The organism is Micromonospora sonchi, from assembly GCF_014646235.1.
Lineage (GTDB): Bacteria > Actinomycetota > Actinomycetes > Mycobacteriales > Micromonosporaceae > Micromonospora > Micromonospora sonchi.
Genome location: NZ_BMNB01000010.1, coordinates 17,646 through 31,761 on the forward strand (window position 1 = coordinate 17,646; position 14,116 = coordinate 31,761).

Here is a 14,116-nt window from a genome sequence, read left to right on the forward strand (position 1 = left end):
ACCGATCATTTGAAAGAATCGGTGAGGTCCGGGAAATTCGCCGCACGCGCCGCTGGTAGCGGCACGCGCCGGCCACCAGCGGCGCGTGCCGCTGCCCGGACGATCCTTGGAGGACCCCGTGCTTCCTGATCACCCCATCGCGCCCTGTCCCGATCATGGCCTGTCCCGACGGTGGCTCCTGGCGGCGTCCGCCCTGACCGTGGCCGCGGTGCCGCTCGGCGTCGGGCTGCGTCCGGCACGGGCGCTCGGCGACACCGACGACGACAGGGCCTACCAGATCGCGTTCGCCGAAGCGCTCAACGCCGATCGCGACGTGCGGCGGCACACCGCTGCGGGCCGGGAGATCCTCTACCGCCCCCGGCAACTGCTCGCCGCCGACGCCGACGCCCAGCGGGTTGCCGCCTGGCTGAGGAACGCCGGCTTTCCGGCGACCATCGCCGACCGGTTCGCCGGGGTCACCCGGTTGCTGTTCGCCGGGGAGACCGACATCCCCGCAGTCGTGACGAAGCTGCGCGACCCCCGGCAGTGGCCCGGCCAGCGGGTGCCCGCGGTCCAACCGCACCACGTGCTGCTCGGCCTGGGCAACATCATGGGCAACCCGAGCGGGCCGCCCAGAGCGGTCGCCGCCCTGCCACCGCCGGATCCGGCTCGGCTCGGCGAGGGGGCGGGGGTGACGGTCGGCATCTGCGACACCGGCATCTGGCGGCAGGCCGGTGCCGTTCACCCGGAGTGGCTCGGCGGCGCGTACCTGCCGGAGCCCGACGACGAGGACCCGCTCTACGTGCACGCCGACGTGCTCGCCCCGCAGGGCGGCCACGGCACGTTCGTCGCCGGAGTGGTCCGGCAGGCCGCGCCAGGCGTACGCGTCGACCCGGAGTCGGCACTGGACCCCACCGGCGTCGGTGACGAGGCGATGCTGGTGGCCGCCCTGGGCCGGCTCGCGCCGGAGGTGTCCGTGGTGAATCTTTCGCTGGGTGGTTTCACCCTCGACGATCAGCCCTCGCTGCCGCTGGCCAACGCCGTGGCCGGACTGCCGCCGACCACCGCCGTGGTGGCGGCGGTAGGCAACGCCGGAATCAACCGACCGCTCTGGCCGGCCGCCCTGGACCGGGTCCTGGCGGTCGCGGCGGTCGATACCGGCCCCAACGGTGTGCTGCCGGCGACCTACAGCAATTTCGGACCGTGGGTCGACGCCTGCGCCCTCGGTCGGCGCGACAGCACGTACGTCGCAGGTAAACTGCCGCTGCCGGGCCGGCCGACCCGGCTGTTCCACGGGTTCGCCACCTGGGCGGGGACCTCGTTCGCCGCGGCACACGTCGCCGGCCGGCTCGCCGCCCTGATGACCGCCAGCGGGCAGAGCGCCGACGCGGCGCGGCTGGCCCTGCTCGCGGCGCCGCGCTGGCATCCCGACTACGGCGTGTTCGTCGGATGAGCGCCGCAACGGCGGTGCCGTGGTGACCGGTCGGAGCGCGACCGTTCTGGTTTCCGACGCGGCGCGCGGGGACGAGGCGGCGTGGACCGAGCTGGTGCGCCGGTACACCCCGCTGGTGTACTCGGTGATCCGCTCCCATGACCTGGTCGGCGCGGACGCGGCCGACGTCAACCAGACCGTCTGGCTGCGGCTGGTGGAACACCTGGATCAGGTACGCGACCCGGAGGCGCTGGGCGCCTGGCTGGCCGTCACGACCCGGCGCGAGTGTTACCGGATGTCCCGCCTCGGCCGGCGTACCCAGCCGGTCGACCCGTCCGACGCCGCACTCGAGGCGTGCCACGGGACCTGGGCGGATGCCGTGGCGCCGGACGAGGACCTGTTGCGTGCCGAGCGGCGACAGGCGCTGCGGGAGGGCTTCGCCCAGCTTCCGCCACGTTGCCAGGAACTGCTGTCGTTGCTGACGGCCGATCCGCCGCTGAGCTACCGGGAAGCCGCCGACCGGCTGGGCGTACCGATCGGCAGCATCGGGCCGACCCAGGGCCGTTGCCTGCGCCGGCTGCGCGACTCTCCGGCCCTCGCGCCGTACCTTGGCCTTGGCGGCGCCGGAAGGAAGGGGGGCGAACGCGATGGAGCCGTGGCCGCCGGTCGATGACGACCGGTTGACGGCGGAGCTGGCGTCGGCCCTGTGGGACGCCGGGGGAGTTCCTCAGGAATACCTGACGGCGGCGCGGGCGGCGTTCGCCTGGCGGACGGTGGACGCCGAGCTGACCCTGGCCGAGCTGACCTTCGACTCGGCGAGCCAGGCGCAGCTGGTCGGGCTGACCCGTTCGGCGGGTTCCGCGCGGACCCTCTCCTTCGGCGGTGGCCCGGTCGTGGTGGAGATCGAGGTGACCGACGCCGGGATCGTCGGCCAGCTCTCCCCGGCCGGCGGCGGTCGGGTCAGTGCCCGCACGACCAGCGGCACCTACGACGAGGCCCCGGTCGACGCGGTGGGTCTCTTCTCGCTGGGCGTGCCGCCGCCCGGTCCGATCCAGCTCCGCGCCGACGTGGGCGGACACGCGGTGGTCACCGACTGGGTCTGCCTACGCTGACGGGGGCCGCGGGCCGTCCGGCCCGCGGCCCCCGCGAGGGTGCTCGGCTATCGCTTGTCGGCGCTGATCAGATACTGCACGCCACCGAGGTCGGTCCACCTGGCCCCGCTGGTGTCCGGCCCGAACTGGGTCACGTTGAGCGCGATCTCCTTGTCGGACGCGGCCTGAGCCGAGAAGAGCAGCGAGAACTCCACCCGCTCACCGGGGTTCAGCAGCAGGTTGCCCAGGCTGGCCTTGGCGGGCTCCACGATTTCCACCTGGGTCCGGCCGACCGGGCGTACGCCGGTGCCGACCGCGCCGCCGGCCCGCCAGCGCTCGAAGAGTTCCGGACCGAGGTCGACGACCACCCGACCGCCCATGGCCTGTAGCGGCTCGGCCGCCGCGAAGACCAGGTCGTTCCTGGACGGTACGGTCAGCGAGTTGCCGATGGCGAAGGGCCGCACGACCGGATTCGCGCCGACGGTGAGCCGGACGGAGTCCACGTTGCGCCACGCGATGTTGTTGTTGTGGCGGGTGTTGGTGCTGATGTCCGGACCCTCGAAGGTCATCGGGTCCGAGCCGGAGACCCAGCGGGCGATCAGGCAGAAGTGACCCGGCCCGGGCACGCCGGTCCACGGGATGGTGACCGTCGTGACGCCCGCGTAGGCGGTGACGTTGGCCGCCCCGATCTGCGTCCAGTGGGTCGGCCAGACCGCGCCGCCACCGGGCGTCGTCCGGTAGACCCGGAGCACGCCGCTGCTGGTGCCCGAGCCGTACGGCCCGGGATTGCGCAGCTTGACGAAGACGTAGTTGGTCGCTCCGACGATCGGGTTCTGGCTGACGGCGCACTCCACGGCGGTCGGGCAGACCTTGATGTCGGGGCTGGTCCACAGCGGATTGAGCGAGTGCGGCTCGATCCCGACGTCGGCGGCGACGTCGGAGATGTAGACATCGGTGCGGGCCGCCGCGGCAGCCCGCTCCGGCGCCCCGATGGGCGCGGCGGTGGCTGCGGTGACCGACAGCAGACCGGTCAGCGCCGCGCCCGCGAGGACCACCAGGGCGGCTCTGCGGACACGTCTCCCTGCACTGTTCATGACAGGTTTCTCCCATCGACGGGGACTGGGCCGACCCGGCGGGTGTTTCCGTACCGTGTCGGCGCGGTTTCGTCTTTGAGGAGCCGGCCGGGGGCCCGGAAATACCGTCGGCGGATCGCCGCGCTGTCAGATGGCGCGAGGACCGGCAAATTCGCCCGAGCCGTTCCCGGTCAGACCGGCAGCGCCCGGCAGGAGGCGCGGACCACCAACTCGGTGGGAAGCCGGATGTGGATGTCGCGTTCCACGCCGGCGATCAGGTCGACGAGCAGGCGCAGCGCCTCGGCGCCCATCTGCTGCAGCGGTTGCATTATCGTCGTCAGTGGCGGGTTGACCAGGGCGGACTCCGGGATGTTGTCGAAGCCGATCACGGACAGGTCGTCGGGCACGGCGAGACCCATCTCCCGGGCGACGTTCATCGTGGAGATGGCGGAGAGGTCGTTCCCTGCGAAGACCGCGGTCGGCCGGTCGGGGAGGGCGAGCAGTTCGCCGGCGGTGCCGGCGGCGCTCTCGATCCGGAACCCGCCGACGCGTACCAGCCGCTCGTCGACGGTCACGCCGGCATCGGCCATGGCCTTCCGGAAGCCGGCCTCCCGCAATCGTGACGACTCGAGGTCGGGGCGTCCGCTGATGTGCCCGATCCGGCGGTGACCCAGCGACAGCAGGTGGTCGGTCGCGAGCACGGCGCCGGCGAAGTTGTCGGAGTCGACCGTGGGCGGGCCCGATGGGCCGGTGTGCGGGTCGACGGCGACGACGTGGAAGCCCTGCTTGGTCTCCACCACCGTCGGCGTGACGATCACCGCGCCGTCGATGAGCGTTCCGGACAGGCGCGCGAGGGAACGTCTCTCCCAGCCGATGGCCGTGCCGGCGCCGTCGCCGCTGGAGTAGGCCAGCAACTGGTAGCCCGTGCCGGCCACCGCCGTGGATGCGCCCTTGAGCAGTTCGGTGGAGAAGGGCTCGAACTCGGCGACCAGGATGCCCAGCACGTTCGTACGGTGACTGCGCAGGCTCTGCGCCCCCAGGCTGGCCTCGTAACCGAGCTGCTGGATGACCTGCTGGACCCGCTCCACGGTCGCGCGTGCCACGCCGTACCGGCCGTTCACGACCTTGGATACGGTAGCCACTGAGACGCCGGCCGCACGGGCCACGTCCGACATGTTCACACGCTGCGGGAACGCCACGTTGATGATGATAGAGGGCAGATCATGGCCCTCCGCAGCCGAGTCGAAAACGTTATCGACACCGATTGACACTCCATGACGGGGCTGAAAAACTCCCCCGCAGGCCGAAACACCGCGACTGACTAGTCGAGGAGACACCGTGGCTATAAAGCGCCGCGCAAGCAGCGTCCTAGCGCTGTCCATCACCACCGCTCTGCTTGCCGCCGGATGTGGCGGCGGCGGCGAGAGCGAGGCTCCATCCAAGGATGAGCTGTTCAAGAATCCGGTGACCCTGACCTGGTGGCACAACGCCTCGCAGGACGGGCCCGGCAAGACCTACTGGGAGAAGGTCGCCAAGGACTTCAACACGCTCCACCCCACGGTCACGATCGAGATCGAGGGCATCGAGACCAACCAGCTCCAGCGCACCCGGCTTCCCGCCGCGCTGCTCAGCAACGACCCGCCGGACATCTTCCAGTCCTGGGGCGGCGGCGAGATCCGTGAGCAGGTCGAGGCCGACTACCTCAAGGACATCACCGACCAGGCCAAGGACGAGGTTGCCAACATCGGCGGCGCGGCCGGGATCTGGCAGGTGGACGGCAAGCAGTACGGCCTGCCGTTCCGGATGGGCATCGAGGGCATCTGGTACAACAAGGAGATGTTCGCCAAGGCGGGCATCGCGGCGCCGCCGACCACGTTCGACGAGCTCAACGAGGCGGTCACCAAGCTCAAGGCGATCAACGTCGTCCCGATCGCCGTCGGCGCGGGTGACAAGTGGCCCGCCGCGCACTGGTGGTACAACTTCGCGCTGCGCGCCTGCTCGGTCGACACGCTGAAGAAGGCCTCCCTGGAGCTGAACTTCGACGACCAGTGCTTCGTCAAGGCCGGCCAGGACCTGAAGGCGTTCATCGACACCAAGCCGTTCCAGCCCAACTTCATCGCCACGCCGGGGCAGAACGACCCGACCAGCGCCAACGGTCTGCTCGCCAACGGCAAGGCCGCGATGGAGCTGATGGGCGACTGGAACAAGGGCACGCTGGACACGGTCGCCGCCGACAAGGAGGCGCTCAGCAAGTTCATCGGCTGGTTCCCGGTGCCGGCGATCGCCGGTTCCCCGGGTGACCCGAAGGCGGCCCTGGGCGGCGGCGACGGCTTCGCCTGCGCCAAGAACGCCCCGGCGGAGTGCGTCGAGTTCCTCAAGTACATCGTCAGCCCCGAGGTGCAGAAGGGCTACGCCGAGACCGGCACCGGCCTGCCGGTGGCCAAGGGCGCCGAGGCCGGGGTCGCGGACCCCGCGCTGAAGTCGATCCTGGAAGCCACCACCGAGGCGACCTACGTGCAGCTCTGGCTGGACACCGCGTTCGGCAGCACGGTCGGCAACGCGATGAACGACGCGATCGTCGCCATCTTCGCCGGTAACGGCACGCCCGAGAAGGTCGTCGAAGCGATGAAGGCGGCCGCACGCAAGTGACCTCCACCAACCCCACCCTGGACCTCGCCGGCGGCGCGACCGCGCCGCCGGCGGGGCGCCGGCCCGCGAAGCGGTCGTCCTACCGCGCGGCCGAGACCCGACGCAAGTGGTACGAGATCATCGGTCTCACCACGCCAGCGGTCATCGTGTATGTGATGTTCGTACTGGTGCCGATCGGCTTCGCCTTTTACTACAGCCTCTTCCGTTGGCGTGGCGTCGGGCCGCCCACCGACTACGTCGGCTTCGACAACTACGTCCTCGCCTTCCAGGACCCGATCTTCCTGGACGCGCTGCGCAACAACGCCATCATCGTCTTCGGGTCGTTGCTGATCCAGGGCCCCATCGCCCTGGGCGTGGCCCTGCTGCTCAACCGCAGCTTCCGCGGGCGCACCCTGTTCCGGCTGCTGGCGTTCGTGCCGTACGTGCTGGCCGAGGTCACCGTCGGCATCATGTGGAAGCTGCTGCTCTCCGACGCCGGCACGCTCAACGCGCTGATGGAGGCGGTGGGCCTGGGCGGTCTGGTGCAGGCGTGGCTCGCCGACCTCGACATCGTCATCTGGACACTGCTGTTCGTCCTCACCTGGAAGTACGTCGGCTTCGCCATCATCCTCCTGCTCGCCGGTCTGTCCAATGTGCCGCAGGAGCTGAACGAGGCGGCTGCGATCGACGGGGCGAGCTGGTGGCAGACCCAGCGCCACATCACGCTGCCGCTGCTGGGCCCGACGATCCGGATCTGGATGTTCCTGTCGATGATCGGTTCGTTGCAGGTCTTCGACATCATCTGGGTCACCTCGGTGCCCGCGGTACGGTCGCTGGGCGCGTCGGCCACCATGGCGACGTACATGGTGGACAACGGGTTCTTCGCCCGGCTGTGGGGCTACGGCAACGCGGTGGCCGTGATCCTGTTCGTCATCTCCTTCGTCGCGGCGCTGATCTTCCAGCGCTTCCTGCTGCGTCGTGACATCCAGGGCGCCGTCACCGGAAGGGCGAAGTGACCATGACCGCGAACGCCATGCAGTCCTCGTCCGTCAACCGCCGACCCATCACGTGGAGCAGCCCGCTGACCTACGCGTTGGCGCTCGCGGTCGCCGCCGTGTCGATCACCCCGGTGGTCTACGTGGTCATCGGTGGTTTCCGTACCACCCCGCAGATCGTCGCGGACCCGGCCGGGCTGCCCAGTCCGTGGGTCTGGGACAACTACGCCAGGGTGCTGACGCAGAGCAACTTCTGGCAGCAGACGTTCAACAGCGGGGTGATCGCCCTGGGCACCACGCTCGGCGTCGTGCTGCTCGGGGTCAGTGCCGCGTTCGTGCTCGCCCGGTACACCTTCCGGGGACGCGAGGTGCTGTACACCTTCTTCACCCTCGGTCTGCTCTTCCCGGCCGGGGCGGCGATCCTGCCGCTCTACCTCATGCTGCGCGACCTGAACCTGATCAATTCGTACTACGCGGTGATCCTGCCGCAGGTCGCCTTCCAGTTGCCACTGACCGTCGTGATCCTGCGACCCTTCCTGTCCGCCATCCCCCGCGAACTGGAGGATGCCGCCGCGATCGACGGCACCGGACGGATCGGCTTCCTCTGGCGCATCGTGCTGCCGCTGTCGCGGCCCGCGCTCGTCACCGTCGGGATCCTCGCGTTCGTGGCGAGTTGGAACGCGTTCCTGCTGCCACTGCTGGTCCTCGGCGACGCCAGCCTGCACACCCTGCCCTTGGGGGTGCAGAACTTCTCCAGCCAGTACACCTCCGACACGGCGGGAATCCTCGCCTTCACGTCGCTGGCGATGTTGCCGGCACTACTCTTCTTCACATTCGCCGAGAAACAGATCGTCGGTGGCCTGCAGGGCGCGGTCAAGGGCTGAGCGACAGCGGCACGAGCAACAAAGGGGATACACAGCATGACTGAGGTCCACGGGGTAGTGGGCGCGCCGGCGACAACACCGACCCAGCCGCAACCGCGCCACGACCGCTCCGACCGAGCGGCGGGGGAGACGCGGGTACGCGAGCTACTCGGCCGGATGACGATCGAGGAGAAGGTCGCGCAGCTGGTCGGATTCTGGGAGAAGGAGGACGGCGAGGCGGTCGCGCCCTTGCAGGGCGAGTTCAGCGGCGTCGGCAGGCTGGAGGACGCCTCCCGGCACGGGCTGGGCCATCTCACCCGGGCCTATGGCACCCGCCCCGTCGACGCCGTCGCCCGCGCGTCCTGGCTGTGGAAGTTCCAGGCGGATCTGGTGACGGGCACCCGGCTCGGCATCCCGGCGATCGTCCACGAGGAGTGCCTGACCGGGCTCTCGGCGTGGAAGGCGGCCACCTTCCCCACCCCGTTGGCCTGGGGCGCGGCCTTCGACCCCGACCTCGTCGGCGAGATGGCGGCGGCGATCGGGGCGTCGATGCGGGCCCTGGGCGTGCACCAGGGCCTCTCCCCTGTGCTCGACGTGATCCGGGATCCGCGTTGGGGCCGGGTCGACGAGTGCATCTCCGAGGATCCGTACGTGGTCGGCACGCTCGGCACGTCGTACGTGCGGGGCCTGCAGTCCCAGGGAGTGCACGCCGCGCTCAAGCACTTCGTCGGGTACTCCGCCTCGCGGGCCGGACGCAACTTCGCCCCGGTGCACGCAGGTCCGCGCGAACTCGCCGACGTGCTGCTCCTGCCGTTCGAGATGGCGATCCTCGACGGCGATGCGCGTTCGGTCATGCACTCCTACGCCGAGATCGACGGCGTGCCCGTCGCCGCCGACCCCACGATGCTCACCGGAGTGCTGCGGGACCGGTGGGGCTTCGACGGCACCGTGGTGGCCGACTACTTCGGCGTGGCGTTCCTGAACCTGTTGCACCACGTCGCGGGCGACCACGCGGAGGCAGCGGTGCAGGCACTCACCGCCGGCGTCGACATCGAGCTCCCGACCGGCGACGCCTACCTGACCCTGGTGGAGACGGTGCGTTCCGGCCGGCTCGACGAGGCGGTCATCGACCGGTCGGTGTTGCGGGTGTTGCGCCAGAAGCTGGAGCTCGGGCTGCTCGACGCCACCTTCACCGACGAGCCGGTCCGGTCGATCGACCTCGACTCGCCCGAGCACCGGGCGATCGCCCGCCGCCTCGCGGAGGAGTCGATCATCCTGGTCAGCAACCAGGAGGCGCTTCCGCTCCCTGCGGACCGGCGGGTGGCGGTCATCGGCCCGAACGCCGATCGGCAGGAAGCGCTCTTCGGGTGCTACTCCTTCCTCAACCACGTGCTCGCCCAGCATCCCGACGTGGAGAGCGGCGTCGAGGCGCCGACGGTGCTCGACGCGATGCGGGTCGAGTTCGGCGCCGAGCGGGTCAGCTGGGCGCGGGGCTGCGACGTGGACAGCGACGACCGGTCCGGATTCGGCGAGGCCGTCGCGGCGGCGTCCGGCGCGGATGTCGCCGTACTGGTCGTCGGCGACCACGCCGGCCTGTTCGGGCGCGGCACGGTCGGCGAGGGCTGTGACCGGGACGACCTGGAGCTGCCCGGTGTCCAGCGGGAACTCGTCGAGCGGGTGTTGGCCACCGGTCGACCGGTGGTCCTGGTGCTGCTCACCGGCCGGCCGTACGCGGTCGGCTGGGCGCTGGCCCGGTGTGCGGCGGTGGTGCAGGCGTTCTTCCCCGGTGAGGAGGGCGCCGGAGCGATCGCGGGAGTGCTCTCGGGGCGGGTCAACCCGTCCGGCAGGATGCCGGTCAGCCTGCCCGGTTCGGCCGGCGCGCAGCCGTACTCCTACCTGCATCCGGCCCTCGGCGAGGGCAGCGAGGTGACCAACCTGTCCACGACGCCCGCGGCGCCCTTCGGCCACGGACTGTCCTACACGACGTTCGAGTACGCCGACCTGTCGGTGCCCGCCACGGTGCCGACCGACGGGACGATCCCGGTGACCGTACGCGTCACGAACACCGGCACCCGCGCCGGTGCCGAGGTGGTCCAGCTCTACGGTCACGACCTGGTGGCCTCGGTGACCCGGCCGGTGGCACAGCTGCTCGGGTACCAGCGGGTCCAACTGGAGCCGGGCCAGTCGGTCACGGTCGAACTGGCGGTGCCCACCACCCGGCTGGCCTTCTCCGACCGCTCCCTCACCCGGATCGTGGAGCCCGGCGACGTCGAGCTCTGGGTCGGCACCAGCGCCCACCGTCACGCCCAGACCCGGATCACCCTCACCGGCGATCCGACCCCCGTCACCAGCGCCTCTCCCCGCTGGACCACCACCACGCTGCACCACTGACCCCACTGCGGATCCTGGTACGTCACGGCCGACGTGACGTACCAGGATCTCGGTTCAGGGGACCGGGGCGGGTGCGGGGTGCGGCGCCGTTTTGGTGGACGGGGGTGGGTACTTGCGGAGGACCCAGGTCTGCTGGCCGAGGCTGAACAGGTTCGTGGTCACCCAGTAGATGATCACGCCGATCGGGAAGATCAGGCCCGAGACGAGCAGCGAGAGCGGGATGCCGTAGAGCATCAGCCGCTGCACCATCCGCTGCTGCGGGTCCTCGGCCCACCCCGTGCGCAGGATCAACTGCCGGCTGCTCAGGTAGGTCGTCGCGATCATCGCGACGATCAGGATCGCGGCGACCGCCTTGACCGTGACACCGTCGGCGCCGAGCAGGTCCAGCTCCGCCGCGGTGGAGCGGAAGCTGGCCGCGACGGGCGCGCCGAACAGCTTCGCCGACGACGCGCTGTCGAACTGGGTGACCGTCCAGCCGTACAGCGTCTTGAGGTGTTCCGGCATGGTCGGTTTGAGATGCCGCAGCACGTGGAACAGGCCCAGGAAGACCGGGATCTGCACCAGCATCGGCAGGCAGCCCATCAGCGGGTTGGCCTGCTCCGTCCGGTAGAGCTCGACGAGCTCCCGCTGCAGGGTTTCCCGGTCGTTCTTGTGCTTTTCCTGAAGTTCCTTGATCCGAGGCTGCAGCGCCTGCATCGCCCGCTGTGACTTGATCTGTTTGACGAAGACCGGGAACAGGATGGTCCGGACGGTGAGCACCAGGAACACGATGCCGAGCACCCACGACCAGCTGGTGCCGAGCACGGCCGTGTCCCCGAACAGCAACTGCCAGGCGGCGTGCCAGAACAGCAGGATTGCCGAGATGGACGCGTAGATCATGGACATGAAGCACCCCTCGAAGTGCGACTGAAGACTGACGAACAGGTGATGGAACAGTCAGTCGCGGTCGTCGGGGAGCGGGCAGGAAAAGGCTCAGACGACCGCGAGGGGCGTCGTCGGGGCCCTGGGCCGGGCCCGGCCGGCGGCGTCGGGGTCGCGATGGCGGGGTATGCCGGTGCGTCCGGCGCGTTCGCGCAGCATCCGGCGGGTGATCCGCAGGTCGGGGTCGGCGACCACCCGGTGCAGCAGATTCGCGGCGGCGAGCAGGACGGTCAACAGAACGCCGGTCGCCGCGGCCGTGCCGGAGAGCATGCTCGACGCACCGACGTCGGCCAACACACCGACGAGGTACCAGAGCACGCCGAGCCCGATCACAGCCACAACCATAGCCGGCAGGGTGCAACCCGGGGCTGCTCGTCTAGTTTGGGGCGATGATTCCGATCTCCTGCGTCCTGCTGGTGGACCGGCGCGGCCGGCTGCTGATGCAGCTGCGCGACGCGTACGCCCCGTACCACCCGAACGTGTGGGGCCTGCCGGGCGGGCACGGGGAGCCGGGGGAGACCCCGGAGACGACCGCCCGCCGGGAGTTGCGGGAGGAGACCGGGCTGCGGGTGACGGAGGGACTGCGGTGGTACGCCCGCCAGGAGTTGCCCGACCAGGACCGCGTCAAGCACTACTTCTGCGCGCCCACCCGGGCCCGGCAGCAGGACATCGTGCTCGGTGAGGGTGCCGCCCTCGTCTTCCTCTCCGCCGACGAGATCCTGGACGGGCGACCCTACACCCCGGGTACGGCGCAGCTGTTGACCCGCTTCCTGGCCTCGCCGGAGTACGCCGAACTCACCTCGTTGGCCGCCGCCGACTGAACCCCGCCGACTGAGCGACGCCAGGCGGCTCAGCCGACCCGTGGTGGGTGCCAGTCGGCGTGGCGGGCCATGCCGCGCAGCGCTATCCGGCCCGGCGTCAACCGCAGGATCGTGTCGCGTACCGCGATCGCCGCCGGGTGACGCAGCTGCTGGCCGAGCCGCGCCAGCTGCGCCGCCGCGCGGGCGATGCGCTGGCTGCGGGGCCGGCGCGCCCGGTCGTACGCGCGCAGCGCCGCCGGCACGTCGGCGGCCGGGTCGGCGAGGGCGCCGAGCGTCACCGCGTCCTCGATCGCCTGGCAGCCACCCTGCCCGAGGTGGGGCAGCATGCCGTGTGCGGCGTCGCCGAGCAGCGCCACCCGACCGCGCACGAAGCTGGGCAACGGGGTGGCCAGGTGGTGGAGATCGTTGCGCAGCACGGCGTCCGGCGGGGTGGCGGCGAGCAGCGTCGGGATCGGGTCGTGCCAGTGGCCGAAGTGCTCGCGTACCGCCGTCAGCTCGTCCGGGGCGGTCTGGCCGGCCGGCGCGCCGACCACCCCGTACCAGTAGACCTGGCCGTCGCCGAGCGGCACCATGCCGAACTCGGCGGCGGGCCCCCAACTGGCCGTCGTGGCCAGCGGCCCGTCGTAGGCGATGGCGGCCCGCCAGGCTGTCGAGCCGCTGTACGTCGGGGGCGGAAGCTGCGGCCAGAGCAGACCGCGCAGCACGCTGCGCAGCCCGTCGGCGCCGACCACCAGATCGGCGCGCAGCTGCGCCGGTGCGCCGTCGCGGTGGTAGCGCACCACGCCGGTGTCCGGGTCCGCGTCCTGCACCGCGCAGCCGGTCCAGAGCGCCTGCGGTGGCAGCGCCTCGCGCAGGGTCCGGTGCAGGGCGGCCCGGTGTACGCCGAGCGCGGTGGTGCCGAGCAGGCGGTTCATCTCGTCGGCGTCCACCCGCGACAGCCAGCGGCCGGTCCGGTCGCGCAGCCCACCGGGGCCGTCGGCCCGCCCGATCCGGCGCACCGGCGTGCCGAGTCCGAGCGCGTCCAGCCCGCGGACGCCGTTCGCCATCAGGGTGATCCCGGCACCGACCTCACGCGGCTTGGGGGCCCGCTCCAGCACGGTGACCCGCCAGCCGCGTCGATGCAGCGCGAGGGCGGCGGCCAGTCCGCCGATGCCCGCTCCGGCCACCACCGCGTGCCTGTCCGTCATGAACCACACCTTTCTACGCCTGTAGAAGGGCATACTACATGCGTAGAAACGGACCGGAGGCGGACGGATTGACCAGACGGACGAAGCGGGTGGCAGTGCTGGCCGATGCGGCCATCGCGCTGCTGGCCGAGAGCGGCATGCGGGGGTTGACCCACCGGGCGGTGGACGTCCGGGCCGGCATGCCCGCGGGCACCACCTCCGCCTACCTGCGGACCCGGCAGGCGCTCGTCGAGGCGGTCGTCCAGCGGCTGGCCGACCTGGACCGGGCCGACCTCGGCGACCGTCAGCTACCCACCACGGCGCCGTCCGGGCAACCCGGCCCGCGGCTCTCCCCGGCCGACCTGGACCAGCTCGCCGCCGGCATCGCCGGTGTGCTGGACCACTGGCTCTCCGCCGGCCGGCACCGGACCCTGGCCCGGTACGCCTGCCTGCTGGAGGCGGTCCATCGGCCGCAGCTGCGGACGATCCTGGAGCACGGCACGGTACTCCGCACACAGGCGGTGGACCTGCTCGCCCGGGCGGGCGCCCCGGATCCCCGACGGCAGGGGCACCAGTTCGTCGCGTTCGTCGACGGGCTGCTGTTCGACCGGCTGGTCGGCGCCGGGGCGCTCGACGCGCCGCCGCCCGGCACCCCGGCCAGCCGTGCCGATCTGACCGCCGCCGTCCGCGACCTGCTGCGCGCCGTCACCACCTGAACCAGACCAGCTTCCGGCTAGCCCGCCCGTCGCGCCGACG

14 protein-coding genes are annotated in these 14,116 nt (G+C 71.1%); 9 read left to right on the top strand and 5 right to left on the bottom strand.

Going from position 1 to position 14,116, the window contains the following annotated elements; all coding sequences use genetic code 11:
• The first annotated feature begins 118 nt into the window (after positions 1-118).
• The 3 genes from IEY61_RS12550 to IEY61_RS12560 are packed head-to-tail and all read left to right on the top strand — an operon-like array spanning position 119 to position 2,523.
• A complete protein-coding gene (locus tag IEY61_RS12550; protein WP_189043754.1) occupies positions 119-1,432 on the top strand; it encodes a S8 family peptidase in 1,314 nt (437 codons plus the stop codon).
• A gap of 22 nt (positions 1,433-1,454) precedes the next feature.
• Positions 1,455-2,084 carry an RNA polymerase sigma factor gene (locus tag IEY61_RS12555; protein WP_189043756.1) on the top strand — a complete coding sequence of 210 codons (630 nt, stop codon included), beginning with the start codon at positions 1,455-1,457 and terminating at the stop codon, positions 2,082-2,084.
• A complete protein-coding gene (locus tag IEY61_RS12560) occupies positions 2,059-2,523 on the top strand; it encodes a hypothetical protein (protein WP_189043758.1) in 465 nt (154 codons plus the stop codon). Before IEY61_RS12555 ends, IEY61_RS12560 begins: the two co-directional genes overlap by 26 nt.
• A gap of 47 nt (positions 2,524-2,570) precedes the next feature.
• Here IEY61_RS12560 and IEY61_RS12565 read toward each other — a convergent pair whose 3' ends face one another.
• Positions 2,571-3,596 (bottom strand): hypothetical protein, encoded by a 1,026-nt coding sequence (locus IEY61_RS12565; RefSeq protein WP_189043760.1) that lies wholly within the window; start codon positions 3,594-3,596, stop codon positions 2,571-2,573.
• A 170-nt stretch (positions 3,597-3,766) separates the two neighbouring features.
• Positions 3,767-4,774 (bottom strand): LacI family DNA-binding transcriptional regulator, encoded by a 1,008-nt coding sequence (locus IEY61_RS12570; RefSeq protein ID WP_229705856.1) that lies wholly within the window; start codon positions 4,772-4,774, stop codon positions 3,767-3,769.
• A 139-nt stretch (positions 4,775-4,913) separates the two neighbouring features.
• Here IEY61_RS12570 and IEY61_RS12575 point away from each other — a divergent pair, with 139 nt between their 5' ends.
• From IEY61_RS12575 to IEY61_RS12590, 4 genes are read left to right on the top strand one after another with little or no spacing between them, the layout of a single operon-like run.
• The gene (locus IEY61_RS12575) at positions 4,914-6,224 is read left to right on the top strand and encodes an extracellular solute-binding protein (protein WP_189043762.1); all 1,311 of its coding nucleotides are present in this window, start codon (positions 4,914-4,916) and stop codon (positions 6,222-6,224) included.
• Positions 6,221-7,219: a carbohydrate ABC transporter permease gene (locus IEY61_RS12580; RefSeq protein ID WP_189043764.1), complete on the top strand. Its 999-nt coding sequence runs from the start codon at positions 6,221-6,223 to the stop codon at positions 7,217-7,219. The genes IEY61_RS12575 and IEY61_RS12580 overlap by 4 nt, the downstream gene beginning before the upstream one ends.
• A gap of 2 nt (positions 7,220-7,221) precedes the next feature.
• Positions 7,222-8,082, top strand: a complete 861-nt coding sequence (locus tag IEY61_RS12585; RefSeq protein ID WP_189043766.1) for a carbohydrate ABC transporter permease — start codon at positions 7,222-7,224, stop codon at positions 8,080-8,082.
• 36 nt (positions 8,083-8,118) lie between these two features.
• The gene (locus IEY61_RS12590; protein WP_189043768.1) at positions 8,119-10,452 is read left to right on the top strand and encodes a beta-xylosidase/alpha-l-arabinosidase; all 2,334 of its coding nucleotides are present in this window, start codon (positions 8,119-8,121) and stop codon (positions 10,450-10,452) included.
• A 54-nt stretch (positions 10,453-10,506) separates the two neighbouring features.
• Here the strand turns inward: IEY61_RS12590 and yidC are convergent, their stop codons facing one another.
• A complete protein-coding gene (gene yidC, locus IEY61_RS12595; protein WP_189043771.1) occupies positions 10,507-11,337 on the bottom strand; it encodes a membrane protein insertase YidC in 831 nt (276 codons plus the stop codon).
• A gap of 87 nt (positions 11,338-11,424) precedes the next feature.
• Complete coding sequence (locus IEY61_RS12600) at positions 11,425-11,718, bottom strand: DUF6412 domain-containing protein (RefSeq protein ID WP_229705858.1); 294 nt, start codon at positions 11,716-11,718, stop codon at positions 11,425-11,427.
• Between the two features lie 44 nt (positions 11,719-11,762).
• Between IEY61_RS12600 and IEY61_RS12605 the strand changes: the two genes are divergently transcribed.
• Positions 11,763-12,194, top strand: coding sequence for an NUDIX hydrolase (locus IEY61_RS12605; protein ID WP_189043773.1), 432 nt, complete (start codon positions 11,763-11,765; stop codon positions 12,192-12,194).
• 29 nt (positions 12,195-12,223) lie between these two features.
• Here IEY61_RS12605 and IEY61_RS12610 read toward each other — a convergent pair whose 3' ends face one another.
• The gene (locus tag IEY61_RS12610) at positions 12,224-13,381 is read right to left on the bottom strand and encodes an FAD-dependent monooxygenase (RefSeq protein WP_189043775.1); all 1,158 of its coding nucleotides are present in this window, start codon (positions 13,379-13,381) and stop codon (positions 12,224-12,226) included.
• 68 nt (positions 13,382-13,449) lie between these two features.
• On the opposite strand from IEY61_RS12610, the gene IEY61_RS12615 reads away from it, so the two are divergent.
• On the top strand, positions 13,450-14,076 hold the full coding sequence (locus tag IEY61_RS12615) for a TetR/AcrR family transcriptional regulator (RefSeq protein WP_229705859.1): 627 nt from the start codon (positions 13,450-13,452) through the stop codon (positions 14,074-14,076).
• The last annotated feature ends 40 nt before the right edge of the window (positions 14,077-14,116 follow it).

Bases quoted from the DNA above. Each gene is read 5' to 3' on its own strand.
- IEY61_RS12560 (WP_189043758.1), top strand. From the start codon at position 2,059: ATGGAGCCGTGGCCGCCGGTCGATGACGACCGGTTGACGGCGGAGCTG.
- IEY61_RS12565 (WP_189043760.1), bottom strand. From the start codon at position 3,596: ATGAACAGTGCAGGGAGACGTGTCCGCAGAGCCGCCCTGGTGGTCCTC.
- IEY61_RS12585 (WP_189043766.1), top strand. From the start codon at position 7,222: ATGACCGCGAACGCCATGCAGTCCTCGTCCGTCAACCGCCGACCCATC.
- IEY61_RS12590 (WP_189043768.1), top strand. From the start codon at position 8,119: ATGACTGAGGTCCACGGGGTAGTGGGCGCGCCGGCGACAACACCGACC.
- yidC (WP_189043771.1), bottom strand. From the start codon at position 11,337: ATGTCCATGATCTACGCGTCCATCTCGGCAATCCTGCTGTTCTGGCAC.
- IEY61_RS12600 (WP_229705858.1), bottom strand. From the start codon at position 11,718: ATGGTTGTGGCTGTGATCGGGCTCGGCGTGCTCTGGTACCTCGTCGGT.
- IEY61_RS12605 (WP_189043773.1), top strand. From the start codon at position 11,763: ATGATTCCGATCTCCTGCGTCCTGCTGGTGGACCGGCGCGGCCGGCTG.
- IEY61_RS12610 (WP_189043775.1), bottom strand. From the start codon at position 13,381: ATGACGGACAGGCACGCGGTGGTGGCCGGAGCGGGCATCGGCGGACTG.